11 protein-coding genes, 2 pseudogenes and 1 riboswitch are annotated in these 12,390 nt (G+C 34.9%); of the genes and pseudogenes, 6 read left to right on the top strand and 7 right to left on the bottom strand.

Annotated features, from left to right (window positions below; genetic code table 11):
* Window positions 1–4 precede the first annotated feature (4 nt).
* The gene (locus AC3CH7_RS09175; protein ID WP_198696165.1) at window positions 5–871 is read right to left on the bottom strand and encodes an effector binding domain-containing protein; all 867 of its coding nucleotides are present in this window, start codon (window positions 869–871) and stop codon (window positions 5–7) included.
* A 263-nt stretch (window positions 872–1,134) separates the two neighbouring features.
* Between AC3CH7_RS09175 and AC3CH7_RS09170 the strand changes: the two are divergent.
* Window positions 1,135–1,254 (top strand): annotated as a pseudogene (locus tag AC3CH7_RS09170) (class I SAM-dependent methyltransferase); the annotation flags it as partial.
* A gap of 94 nt (window positions 1,255–1,348) precedes the next feature.
* Here AC3CH7_RS09170 and AC3CH7_RS09165 read toward each other — a convergent pair.
* Entirely contained in the window at window positions 1,349–2,542 is a 1,194-nt protein-coding gene (locus AC3CH7_RS09165; protein ID WP_488381701.1) for a Ger(x)C family spore germination protein, read from the bottom strand.
* Window positions 2,543–2,706: 164 nt separating this feature from the next.
* Between AC3CH7_RS09165 and AC3CH7_RS09160 the strand changes: the two genes are divergently transcribed.
* Complete coding sequence (locus tag AC3CH7_RS09160) at window positions 2,707–3,084, top strand: VOC family protein (RefSeq protein WP_036216645.1); 378 nt, start codon at window positions 2,707–2,709, stop codon at window positions 3,082–3,084.
* Window positions 3,085–3,248: 164 nt separating this feature from the next.
* On the opposite strand, the pseudogene AC3CH7_RS09155 reads toward AC3CH7_RS09160, so the two are convergent.
* Window positions 3,249–3,630, bottom strand: a pseudogene (locus AC3CH7_RS09155) (class I SAM-dependent methyltransferase); the annotation flags it as partial.
* Between the two features lie 1,557 nt (window positions 3,631–5,187).
* Between AC3CH7_RS09155 and AC3CH7_RS09150 the strand changes: the two are divergent.
* Together AC3CH7_RS09150 and AC3CH7_RS09145 are read left to right on the top strand one after the other, a co-directional pair.
* Window positions 5,188–5,421 (top strand): DUF3953 domain-containing protein, encoded by a 234-nt coding sequence (locus tag AC3CH7_RS09150; RefSeq protein ID WP_481276497.1) that lies wholly within the window; start codon window positions 5,188–5,190, stop codon window positions 5,419–5,421.
* 125 nt (window positions 5,422–5,546) lie between these two features.
* A riboswitch (SAM riboswitch) is annotated at window positions 5,547–5,650 on the top strand.
* Between the two features lie 104 nt (window positions 5,651–5,754).
* Entirely contained in the window at window positions 5,755–7,035 is a 1,281-nt protein-coding gene (locus tag AC3CH7_RS09145) for a Na+/H+ antiporter NhaC family protein (protein WP_325881550.1), read from the top strand.
* A gap of 215 nt (window positions 7,036–7,250) precedes the next feature.
* On the opposite strand, the gene AC3CH7_RS09140 is transcribed toward AC3CH7_RS09145, so the two are convergent.
* From AC3CH7_RS09140 to AC3CH7_RS09125, 4 genes are all read right to left on the bottom strand, one after another.
* A complete protein-coding gene (locus tag AC3CH7_RS09140) occupies window positions 7,251–8,669 on the bottom strand; it encodes a VanZ family protein (protein ID WP_289448892.1) in 1,419 nt (472 codons plus the stop codon).
* Between the two features lie 209 nt (window positions 8,670–8,878).
* The gene (locus AC3CH7_RS09135; RefSeq protein ID WP_488381700.1) at window positions 8,879–9,550 is read right to left on the bottom strand and encodes a DUF554 domain-containing protein; all 672 of its coding nucleotides are present in this window, start codon (window positions 9,548–9,550) and stop codon (window positions 8,879–8,881) included.
* Between the two features lie 62 nt (window positions 9,551–9,612).
* Window positions 9,613–10,431 (bottom strand): MerR family transcriptional regulator, encoded by an 819-nt coding sequence (locus AC3CH7_RS09130; RefSeq protein WP_289448894.1) that lies wholly within the window; start codon window positions 10,429–10,431, stop codon window positions 9,613–9,615.
* 299 nt (window positions 10,432–10,730) lie between these two features.
* Entirely contained in the window at window positions 10,731–11,168 is a 438-nt protein-coding gene (locus tag AC3CH7_RS09125) for a MarR family winged helix-turn-helix transcriptional regulator (RefSeq protein ID WP_036161909.1), read from the bottom strand.
* A gap of 153 nt (window positions 11,169–11,321) precedes the next feature.
* On the opposite strand from AC3CH7_RS09125, the gene AC3CH7_RS09120 reads away from it, so the two are divergent.
* Together AC3CH7_RS09120 and AC3CH7_RS09115 are read left to right on the top strand one after the other, a co-directional pair.
* On the top strand, window positions 11,322–11,726 hold the full coding sequence (locus AC3CH7_RS09120) for an Ohr family peroxiredoxin (protein WP_031417875.1): 405 nt from the start codon (window positions 11,322–11,324) through the stop codon (window positions 11,724–11,726).
* Window positions 11,727–11,751: 25 nt separating this feature from the next.
* Window positions 11,752–12,378, top strand: a complete 627-nt coding sequence (locus AC3CH7_RS09115; protein ID WP_031417874.1) for a nitroreductase family protein — start codon at window positions 11,752–11,754, stop codon at window positions 12,376–12,378.
* Window positions 12,379–12,390: the final 12 nt, after the last annotated feature.

The raw sequence follows: 12,390 nt of genomic DNA, 5'->3' as shown, positions 1-12,390 counted from the left end.
TTTCTTAGCCTTTAATTGGAATGTAAATTTTCATTTTCAGATTATATGGATAGATAGATTGCATGACATCTGTTATTTCAAAATCAGGACCCATATCTCTATCATAATTGGAATTCGGCAACCATACCCCGTAAATGTAACGTCTTGTATTCTGAATACCTTCTGCACTACTATTCAAGATAAATTCTGCATATTGACCAGCGGGTAATTCTAAATGGGTAAATCCTTGCTGAACACGCTCCTCAAATGCTTGGACTTCCTCACCAACAATAAAGGAAAACTGACCATCCTCGTGAAAGCTTGTAGAGATTCCATATGCCACATTAGGGGCCACTTTTTGTGCAATACAGTCATAATATTGTTGACGACCAAAATCATGATAAAAGCCTGGGATTTCTTCATAATACCTCTCATCTTGTAAGGATGTTGGATAGACATAGCCGGTGATTAACTTTTTTCCTAAATGTACGATTGTAGGTTTTTGCATTGGAAGTTCACCATCTATTTTATAATCTAAAAAGTTTATTTTATTTTGCAATGGAATAGAATAGGTATTCTTTCTGTACTTAGTCGGTGTTATCCCAAAGTACTGAACAAATGCTCGTGTAAATGCTTCTTGAGAACCGTATTCAAAGCTAATCGCTATTTCAAGTATAGATTGGGAGGTTGTTATTAATAGAACGGCCGCTTCTGAAAGCCTTCTATTGCGAATATATTGCTGTACAGAAAATCCAGTTATCGCCTGAAACAGTCGCTGAAAATGGAAGGCTGAAAAATACGATTGCGAAGAAATATTTGTGATCGACATTTTTTCTTGTAGGTTATCCTCTATATATTCTATAGCGTTTTGAATTCTTTCAAAATAATCCATACGATCATCCTTTCTCATTCTCATCGTACTATTTAAAGGGAAATATTTCTTGATAATTTGTGCTAATTTTTACATTATAGTGGACCTAAAACGAAATCAACAGAAATATCGAAATGAATGACAAATATAGGTATTATTTATTTAAATTATCATGAAAGCGAGTGATCCATAATGATAGCCAGCTCTACTTTTCCATTTAATAATATGAAGGTGTGGAAGAATTAAAAAAAGTTATTCTTCCGCAAATAATCGGAGGAGACAATATGTACAGTAATTATGGACCGTTATGTACGGAACTTTATGATTTAACAAAGCCAGTAGGATTCTCTATCGGTGGGGATATGGAACGTTTACAGGGACTAACAGGTAAGGTTCTTGAGGCGGGGGGGCGGCTCAGGGCGTGTCTATACATTTGAAGCTATACGCTAATTAGTAATGACCAGCACTCTCAAGGAGAGGCTGGTCATTTTTTATTCTCTACCCTACTTTTAGCTTTCTAGCTGTACCAATGCCTTTTGTTTTCACCTTTACCTCAATATGCACGGGGAGATTGGGGTAAAGCGTGGCCCAATCTTTTTTAATACGTTTCCATGCCTGATGGTCTTCGCGATGTAGTACCTCACTAAACTTTAAAATATCAACCTGATAGGTTTTTTGAATAGTGTGAAATGTTTGTTCTAAATTCGCTTGAACTAACTTGCTTGTTTCTTTATTAAGAGTATCAATAGTTTCTGGCTTTGTTAGATCCAATGGACAACTTATTTCCGCTATATTTTGTTCAAGTTCAACCTGTACATGGATGGAGGGTTTATCATTTTTAAAGCTGCCAGTAACTTTTGTAGAAGAATTTAAAACTTCCGCTGATATTTTCCCCTTTTCCGAACAAGGGACTTTTTGAACGGTACCTTTTATATGGTTGTGTAAGAAATTATAGCCTCTGCTTTCTTCCTCTGATAAGAAGCCTATAAGCTTATAGTTTTTAAAAACAGCAAGTCCACCGTATTGTAAATTAGCAGGACTATCCATTTTTTCGATGTTGGAGCTACTCTTTCCTGCATCTGCATCTCCATGTATTTGAATGGAGGGCAGAACAGCACTATGATCAATACTCCCTAAAGAATTGATTAAATCGTCTAAAATCACTGATTCAGTTGTTCCCAATGCATCTTCAGAGTCCTTTAAGGATTTTAACAATTTACTGGCAGGAATATCTTCTAACGGTGTTAATATACTTAAAATATCTTGCGCTGTTGATTCATGGGCAACAATAATATTAAAATCACTTCTTCCCTCAGGGTCCCTTTGAAATAAATCTAAAATACTATTCATACCATATTCAGCCATTTCTTCACCAATAATAATAACTTGAGTATGTGCATAATAGGGTTTCCTTGGCGTCTGCGTTGTTAATTTCCGAATAGCTTCGAATAAGGTTTTCCCTTTTGCGTGATAGGTAACAACAGGGACTTGAAAGCTTGTTGAATTCTTCGTCGCTATTTGACTTGGGTTAACGATTTGAATGGATAGCTCTATATATTCGTCTGTTTTATCGACCCCAACAGCAGTGACAATAGCTAATTCATTTAACTCTCGCTTATTCCAACATCCAGTTAACAACAAAACGGTTAGAAGTAGGAGAAAGAATGACACCGTGTGTTTAATGATTGGCACCTCCTCTAGGAAAAGGGCTAAGACATTTCCGATACTAATTAGGATAAGCAAATAATAGGGAAAATAAACAAGAAGAGGAGTACGGGGGAAATTTTTTTAGAGGACAAAAGCGTCTATTAATAGAAAAAAGTATATACATCATTTTAAATAGGAGGAAAAAAGGGATGCGATCATTATTAAATGGAGTAGAGGCCATTTTTATCCCGATAAAGGACCCTCAATTATCAGTTAAATGGTATGAGGAAAAGCTTGGGTTTAAGCTTTTAAATATAGAAGAAGACGCAGCGGTCATGAAAATAGGGGAACAATCTGTTACGGTCGTATGTTTAGTCAAAACGGAGAATCATCAACCATTACATTTTCCAGATAATCATTTTGGGGTAGGGAAATACTTCAATTTCCTATCTTCAACTATTGAAGATACCTACCAATCACTAGTAGAGCAACAAGTGGAAGTAAATCCTATCGGAGGAGAAGGACAAATAAAATTTTTCACCTTCTATGATCTAGATGGAAATCCTTTAGGGGGTTGCCAATCATAAGCGGGTCACTGTTTATAACAGTGACCCTAGTAACAAATCTAGGAGGTGTAAGGCTAATTAGCTTTACACTACTATCATATACATAAATATTATATCGAAATAGTTAATTGCCTGGGAAATAGATAGAAAATTAAGAATTGTTTTAAAAATGATTTGATTATACTTTACTTTTTAACAATGTGAAGATAATGGATTGTTTCAAAAGCGGATAGATAATCAGTTTGATGTTGAAAATAAAGCTGTTGAATTGCAGATAGAGATAGATGAGTAGCCCTGATTGATCTAGTGTCTTCTTCATTTCCTCATAGCATGAGTTCATTGGTTCACCACCAGCTGCCGCCATCTTCACCATATTCTCTACTCTGTTAGAGATACCTTTTTCCTAAATAACGATTCATCACCATAGTCCAAGACAAGTGAACTGCCTACTAGAACTAGGGCAAAAAGATGGTCTATTAAGCTAGCCAGTTGTTCTTTCTTTAAGTAATAGGAGACACCTAAGTGACTAAAAAATGTTTTTTTATACTGAAAGCCTTGTTTCAAAAGAGTCACTTTTCTCGTAATTGTGAGTCTTAATTGGCACCCACTTCATTCTGCAAAGTCGTCGGATGAAGTTGATTCATGTAAAAGAAAAGATTCTCAGCAAGGAGCAATCCCGAGGAAGTGGAAATGCACCGTAGACTTCTGGTGAATGATATATGTGCTACAACTGCAAATGGGAAATTTCATACCTCTTTTTACAGCAACCATCTCCATTCAAAGACACTGAAAAAGGCAGCTATACAATGTCAAAAGGGAGGTATAACTTTCCGTTATTACTAGGTGGGGCAGCGGGATTTTGCTATTCAAGTAAAAGCTTAAAATATTTTTAAATTTTATGTAACTTATCGCAACGTCAACCGTCTACCTTACTAGTAGAATACAAAAACTAAAGCAAGCTAGTAACATTCACTTTTCACAAAAAGGCCAGGATTCACTTATTCCGTGATTTCCTGGTCTTTTTGTGCAGACAATCCTATTTTATACGAAAAAATAGGACAAATAGTGAAACTTTTTAGCTGTTTTTTCGTATTCATAATTGAATCTAAAGCTAAGCAATATTATTAGTAAGATTCACTTTCACTTAAAAGGCTAGAACTTACATAATTATGTAGGCATCTAGTCTTTTTTGTTGGCTTTCTACTTTTATGAAAATCATGAACTTTAGAAAATTACATAGCAATGAGTAAATCCTATGCTCGAAAAAACAAGAATTCCCCCAAAAATTAGATTGGAAAATATTTTAACTTGTTCAACGCCTTAACTTAGCGTAGTATTAATACGAATCAAAACTAAGTAAATTAGTAAGATTCACTTTCACAATAAAACCAGGCGCTCTTCTATGAGGAGCATCTGGTTTTTTGTTTTTATCTGAGATTTCAAGAACATTAATTTATGAGGCAAGCTAGCCTTATCTTACAAACGTAGCCATACTTCCAACAAGTTATTTTTTGTTAACCGAATGTCATTAGTTGTGAAAAAGAGGCGAGAGCTGAAATTCCCATGGCCCGTTTTGCCATAAAGGGATAGATTTTTTGAACGAACCGAATTTTACAAATGATTATTTAAATGGGTATTGTTGGATTTTTTAAAATTATAAATCAATTTTTAAATGGTAATAGTTGTCACTATAGAGGTTAGACAAAGGATGCATCAATCGAAAAAATTAATCGGTCTTTTAGTCATTGTATATGTTTGTACATTGTTAGTTTTACCCTCTACAGATGGATTCGTTTCGGAATAATTGATGGAGGTTCTATTATAATTAGCTTTATTTCCTTATTCTTCTTCGGGTAACCATAGCGGTATTAAAGAAGATAAAGATGAACTGGATAAGCATATTGAAGCACACAATGCTAAAATTGGATAGTATGTTTTAATGATTTTAGCTTGTCTAATTTTTTTTGCTTCAGAGGGTGTCTCCAATTTAAATGACATGAAAAATTATCCTTTGTTCTTAGTCGTTGGGTTTACATTGGTCATATCACCTATCATAGAATTTATTTATTCAAAAAAAGTTAGATAACTGACAGTATTTGTTTAAGCAAAAAGGGAGGAATCGTTTTGTTAAAAACAGTACAAATTATTTTATCAACGATAGGCATCACGCTTTCCGTTTATGGACTTATTACATATGAATACCGCCTAAATTTCTTAATGATCCTTTTCCTAGGTTTATTTATGTTAACATTAGGAATTAAAGAGTTTGGGAGAGAGAGAAAATTATATGGTTGTTTTCTAGTTGGCGCATTTATATTTTCGGTATATGTGTCTATACAAAGCTTCATATTAATCTAAAAAGTTGAATTCTGGACCTTAAAGATAGTGCCAAGAAATTTTTTCTAATTAAAAACATGTTGCAATTATGGATGTTTTATTTTAGTATTTTAATATTGTGTCAAAAATATAATATAATATTTTTCTTCTTATCAAGAGAGATGGAGGGACTGGCCCGATGAAATCTCGGCAGCGGAACTATTAAGTTACTGTGCCAAATCCAGCAAGCAATGTCCTTGATAGATAAGAGGAGCGTTTTAACTATAAGGCCTCTTCTTGTTATTTCAAGATGAGGCCTTTTTTATGGTGAACAAACAAAAATAGGGCTGATTTTTAATTTTTGGGAGGTAAACAATGAGGAGAGAGAATCCATGGGCGCTAATCCCATTTGTTGTTTTTATAATTTTATTTATTGGTTCAGGGGTTATGACGGGTGATTTTTATGCCTTCCCTGTTATTGTAGCTATTAGCATTTCGGGAGCTGTGGCTCTAGCGATGAATCGAAAAGAATCGTTTTCACGGAAGGTTGATATTTTTTGCCAAGGTGCTGGAAATTTAAATGTCATGCTGATGGTTATTATTTTTCTATTAGCAGGGGCATTTTCAGAGGTAGCCAAGGGGATGGGGGCCGTAGATTCCACTGTTAACTTTGCATTATCAATTATTCCGCAAAACTTGCTTGTTGTAGGTTTATTCATCATTGCCTGTTTTATCTCTCTATCCATGGGTACGTCAGTGGGGACAATTGTTGCACTGGCGCCCATAGGAGTTGGGATAAGCGATCAGACTGAGCTATCTATTGCTTTAGTGATAGCAGCGGTTATAGGCGGTTCAATGTTTGGTGATAATTTATCTTTTATTTCAGATACTACTATTACTGCCGTTCGTTCACAAGGAGCGCAAATGAAGGACAAATTTAAGGTCAATTTTTGGATTGTATTGCCGGCAGCTATGGTTACGAGCATTATTTTAGGGTTTATGACATCCGGTGGAACAGCTCAAGTAGAGCATTTAAGCTATAATTGGGTAAAAATTGTTCCCTATGTTTTAGTGATTATTTTAGCGTTATCGGGAATGAATGTTTTCCTCGTTCTTGCATTAGGGATTGTCCTCGCCGGTGCAGTTGGCTTAGCAGATGGCAGCTATCACCTAATGAGCCTTATACAAAAAATTGGCGAAGGAATGGAAGGTATGTTTGAAATCGCCTTTCTAGCTATATTAATAGCTGGAATGGTGGAGGTTATTAAATTTAATGGAGGAATTGACTTTTTGCTCCGCCTTGTAACACGCAGGATTAAATCGCAGAAGGGCGCTGAATTAGGTATAGCTGGTCTTGTGGGCCTAACTAATTTATCTACAGCCAATAATACAATTGCTATTTTAATTGCTGGGCCGCTTGCCAAAAATATTGCTGATCAGTATGAGATTGAGCCGAAAAAGTCCGCAAGTATTTTAGATATTTTCTCCTGTACGGTTCAAGGTCTTCTCCCATACGGAGCTCAATTCCTAGTAGCCGCAAGCGTTGCCAAAATATCGCCAGTGAGTATCTTACCATACGCGTTCTATCCTATTCTTATTGGTATTTGTGGTATGATAGCTATTCTCATTGGGTACCCGAAAGAAAAGAAGGCCTAAACTTTTCTTTCAGACTGTAGACAAAAGTCATCGAGAAGTTCACTCTCGATGACTTTTGTCATTTTTAATATTTGAGTAATATACTACCAAACCTAACATGCTCCACTCTTAGGAAGCTGTCTATTTTTTAGGGGATAATTCATTCAAATACGGAGCTCATTACAATGGAAAGCCCGGTTGTCCGTTAATTGGACCCAAATATTCGGAATGAGCTATTACTTTCTTGCCTGAATTAAAGTAAACCAATCGTTGCCGTTGAACTTTCCTGCAACATTGTATATGGGCTGATAGAAACCTTTTGTATCATACATATACGAAAGCTCAATTGAATCAATCTCTATATGGTCTCCGTTTTTTATAATAAGGTCTTCCTCCTGAACGAGCGCATTATACTTTATTTGAGGAAAATCGCCTTCCTTGATCCGTTCATATACCTCTGTAGGAGATAGTATGTTTACCTCTCGTATAAATTGATTTTCATGAAGGCTGTAGGTTAATGAATACACGTGACCATCCGGTTTAAGACCAAGACTAATATCCCCAGTCCAGTAATCTTTATGTACATCGGTGCGGTCTGGTAATGTCCATTCAAATTCACCATTCTCCTGTACAGCAAATTCTGCATCTTGAGGTAGTAAAGAAAGTTCATCCATCAATGATTTCGCCTTATCTTCTTGCCCTACAGCTGAAGTTTGCTCTGGGGTATAATTATTTTCGGTTAACCACCATTGGCCCTCGGAATCATTTGTAATCAATGTATAGGGGACCTCATTTTTATCTTCCAATAAAGTCTCGTCATTGTCCTGGTTATTAGATGTATTCACCTCTAATAATCCTAATTTCTGTTGTAACAGGTCTTTTACGTCATCATTTTTAACGTTTTTCTTAAAGACAGGAGCAACAATTGATGCTGCGCTTAATTCCAATGAAGTGGATACATGAACATCTGACATTTTTGATTTTGTATAAGCGTTTATTGCTAAATGACCAAACTCTTGTTGGGCGTAGACAATGCTCATAACGATAAAAATTAAGCCCATCAATAGGGGGATAGCAAGGTTTCCAATCAGACTTTTCACCTTGACCTTTTTGTGATTGGAAATAGAAACTGCAAGTTTGTATAATTGATAGCCAATAATACCCCCAAGTGAGTTATTGATTAAATCATCAAGCTCAAAAATCCCTGCTCCTGAAAGTGTTTGATATGTTTCAATAGAGGCTGTTGCCCCCACAACTACTAGAAGTAGCCACTTAAACTCTTTACATTTAGCCATAAGTAAAGGCAAGAACATTCCTAATGGCACAAACATTAATATATTAAATAGACAATTTTGGAGATCACGTAAAGAGTATTTTTTCCACGCGTCTATATAACCGCTGAATGGTTGTAGGTTCATCTGCATGTAATGTGAAGTGCCACGACCAATAACTGTTAGCTCTAAAACAAACACAATATATCCGATAAACATTGCGCCAAGAAGAAGCTTCTTTACAGGGATTTGTTTATGGCGATCTGTTCGTCGCCTTTGATAATAAAAGTAATAAAGTGCAATTAGTAAAAACTCAAAGCCAATAATTAGGATGACTGGCAACATCAAAATTTTAATATTGCTCATGATTTCTGCAATTCCCAAGGTGTGATACTCCTTTATCAAATAATATTTTTCAAATGCTACATCTCAGGTGAGAGAATTCTTAGTAATGTCGACTTTTATAGTGTAAATGGAAATTATTAATAATTAGAGAGAATATTTATGAAGATTTCTTAAGAAAAGCGGAAAAGCCCAAGCACGCAATTGTTTTGTGCCTGAGCAAATTAGACATAAGGTTTTTTGATGGCTTTTTAATGTATAAACAAAAACACAATAATAGGGATTATTAATGATGGCAAAAGATTTAAGGTATTACATTTTTTTATACCTAAAATACTTAAACCAGACGCTAATATCAATATACCTCCTATAATCGTCAATTCATTTAGAAGGTCAGTATTGATGGAATTCTCCATTAAACTAGCTATTAAGTAAATGGAGCCTTGCCATAGAAATAATACAATACCTGAAATAGCTATCCCAATACCGAATGTAGTGGCCAAAACAATCGAAGTAATTCCATCCAATATACCGTTCGTAAGCAGATAGGTATAATCTTTCTTTAATGCAGCCTCTATTGGACCTAATATAGATAATGATCCAATACAAAATAATAAAATCGCCGTCGATAATCCGTCAGCTAAATTCCCCTTAGAGTATTTATTTACTAACGTATTAAATTTTGATTCTAAATTAAGTTTTTGACCTAATAATCCGCCTATAGCTAGACTGACAATAAAGAGTACCGGATATTTACTGGCAGGTAAATGTTGAACTAGTGCATTTATACCTATTCCCATCGCTGCTAATCCCATGGCCTGCATGAGGATTTGATGGTATTCATCCTTTATCCCGTTTTTAAAAATACTTCCAACGATGCTTCCGACTATAATCATCATTGTATTAAATATCGTTCCTAACATTTTTCATTCTCCTTTAAAAATTGTTCTTACGTAAAAAAATAAACCCTCCTGTAAGGGGAGGGTCAACATTTTATTGGTATTTGTATTTCTGTCAAGTAATCTTCTTTACTTCCTGAAATGTAATGGTCAATTATTGTTCTTTCAATAGAATCTCCGATTACTTGGAAACCGTGATCTTTAATAAAATTCAGTAAGGATTTATAATGTACAGGAGAATGACTATGATTGCCATTAAAATAAATACAGGCATATTTTCCTGCGGGTAGCGTGGTCAATAAAGGACTTTGCCGATCCTCTTCCTCGACTACAATAAATATAGAGTTGTATTCATGAAACTGGTTATCCAATAGATGGCAACTACTTACGGTTAGGCCAACGCCTCCAATAAATATAGAAGAATTCATATTGGACAAATTCTCTAACTGTCTCAGAGAAACTTCCAATTGTGGTTCAGAACTGATTTTTTCCATTAATCGTACGATTCTTCTCTCTTGTTTTTCCATGATGAAAGGGACTCCCAATGCCTTTATCTCTCGTGCTAATTTAATATCCTTAATTCGAGCTTGGAACCTTCGTTTAATTCGTTCTAGTTCTTGGATTTTTTCCTCGGTTAATCGTTTCTGTTCCTCTAAGAGATGCAAAAAGTCGTCGATATCTCGGTGATCCAAATGTCCTTTAATTTCCTTTAATGAAAAACCTAATTCCTTTAAATAATGTATAGTATTTAATTGCTCAAATTGTTCTGTTGAATAGTATCTATAACCGTTGTTTTTATCTGTGTACATAGGCTTTAATAAATCAATTTCATCATAATATCTAAGGGTTTTTATGGTGGTTTTATGTAGCTTTGCCATTTCTCCAATTGAAAATCTATTCTTCATTTAAAACTTCCTTTAAAAAACGTCCTATTATCATTATAGTACTTGATTTTGTCCATGAACCCAATAAAATTTAGTATTTCATCAGAGCATCCATATGCTGGTGAGTTTGTTTGGACCAAATCCTAGGATACGAACTGCGGGATCAAGGGAGGGGAGATAAGTGAATGTGTTTAACAAATTGCCCATTGAAAAGAACCGTCGTTGGAAGAAAGGAATGTCCAATGACGGTTCTATCTGTTGACTGTATAAAATTATTACCACTAGCATGAATCAAAATTTTTAGGTGATACGATCTTTGCTTAATTTTTGTCTTTCAAGGCCCAATCATTGTGTATGATGTCTTGTAGAACATTTTTCAATTGAATAAATTGCTGTTCTGAAATATTAGATTGCTTCATGACCTGACGTGATACCTCAGGTAGCTTTCGACGAACCTTATTACCTTCCTCTGTTAAATAGATTTGCATTTGTCGTTCATCATCTTTGGAACGTTCACGACAAATGTATCCCTTTGCTTCTAATTTTTTTAGTAATGGTGTTAATGTACCTGAATCTAAAAATAAACGCTGTCCTAATTCTTTCACTGTTATTTGTTCGTTTTCCTCCAAAGCTAAAATGGTAATATAACCCGTATATGTTAAATCATATGGCTTTAATAATGATGTATAGTGTCTAATGATTTCCTTTGATGTGGCATACAAAAGAAAGCATAGTTGATTATCTAAATGATTAGGCATAAAAATCCCCTCTTTATGATGTTCTTCTATTAACATTTATATTAAAAATAAAATTCCTACTTGTCAAACACAATTAAATTGTGTACAATTCAATTTGTAAAAATTAAATTGTTTACAATTTAAAATATGGGATATAGAAAAGGAGTTTTGATGATGAAAGAATTATACTCAACGACTATGATTAATGAGGGTGGGCGTAGTGGTACATCCTATGCAGAGGATCAATCACTATCTTTAAAAATTGCACCCCCAGGTTCAAAATTAGACAATGTGACAAATCCAGAACAATTATTTGCTGCGGGTTATAGTGCCTGCTTTAATAGTGCGTTAGATTTAATTAAACGCCAAAAAAAGCTTAAACATGCCTCAACGATTCAAGTAACCGTTAAGTTAATGGAGCAAGCTACTTTTGATTATGTACTTGCTGTGGACATCGAAGGTCATATTGAAGGGGTAGAGTTGGAAGAGGCACAGCAATTATTAGAGCTAACACATACTGTATGTCCTTATTCAAAAGCGACAATGGGCAATATCAATGTAACAATTAAAGCAGTTTAAATTTTTTGAAAAAGAGGGAAATCATATGTTATCAACTACAACAGTAAAACAAGTTATGCAGGCACGTAAATCTGTTCGTAAATACAATGCGAATACTAAAATATCTCGTGAAACAATCATGCAGCTACTACAAGACGCTACTTCAGCTCCTTCTTCAAGCAATATGCAACCATGGCGATTTATTGTTATTGATGATAAGGAAATACAAAAAAATATTAATTTCTTTTCATTCAATCAAGAGCAAATCGAAACTGCCTCTTCTATTATTGCTGTCATTGGCGATATTGAGATGTATGTAAATGCTGAGGAAATCTATGCAAAAAATGTGGAGTTAGGTTATATGCCAGAAGAGATTGCCAAAAAACTGGCACAGGACGCATTCACAATGTATAGTTCAGCTTCGCCTAAAACATTAGAAAATATCGTCCACTTTGACGCTGGCTTAGTGTCCATGCAAATTATGCTATTGGCGAAAGAAATGGGTTATGATACAGTTCCAATGGGCGGATTTGATAAAGCTAAATTTGCGGAATACATGGAATTACCTGCAAATGAAATACCTATTTTATTATTAGCAATTGGTGAAGCGGCGGCACCTGCTTATGGTTCTTCACGTCTTCCAATTGAACGTCTTGTAAGATTTAATCGATAATGAATAATAAAA

This window comes from Lysinibacillus sp. F12 (genome assembly GCF_057773605.1).
This window is presented reverse-complemented; position numbering and strand designations above follow the sequence as displayed.

Bases quoted from the DNA above. Each gene is read 5' to 3' on its own strand.
- AC3CH7_RS09160 (WP_036216645.1), top strand. From the start codon at position 2,707: ATGCGATCATTATTAAATGGAGTAGAGGCCATTTTTATCCCGATAAAG.
- AC3CH7_RS09175 (WP_198696165.1), bottom strand. From the start codon at position 871: ATGGATTATTTTGAAAGAATTCAAAACGCTATAGAATATATAGAGGAT.
- AC3CH7_RS09115 (WP_031417874.1), top strand. From the start codon at position 11,752: ATGTTATCAACTACAACAGTAAAACAAGTTATGCAGGCACGTAAATCT.
- AC3CH7_RS09130 (WP_289448894.1), bottom strand. From the start codon at position 10,431: ATGAAGAATAGATTTTCAATTGGAGAAATGGCAAAGCTACATAAAACC.
- AC3CH7_RS09125 (WP_036161909.1), bottom strand. From the start codon at position 11,168: ATGCCTAATCATTTAGATAATCAACTATGCTTTCTTTTGTATGCCACA.
- AC3CH7_RS09120 (WP_031417875.1), top strand. From the start codon at position 11,322: ATGAAAGAATTATACTCAACGACTATGATTAATGAGGGTGGGCGTAGT.
- AC3CH7_RS09135 (WP_488381700.1), bottom strand. From the start codon at position 9,550: ATGTTAGGAACGATATTTAATACAATGATGATTATAGTCGGAAGCATC.
- AC3CH7_RS09145 (WP_325881550.1), top strand. From the start codon at position 5,755: ATGAGGAGAGAGAATCCATGGGCGCTAATCCCATTTGTTGTTTTTATA.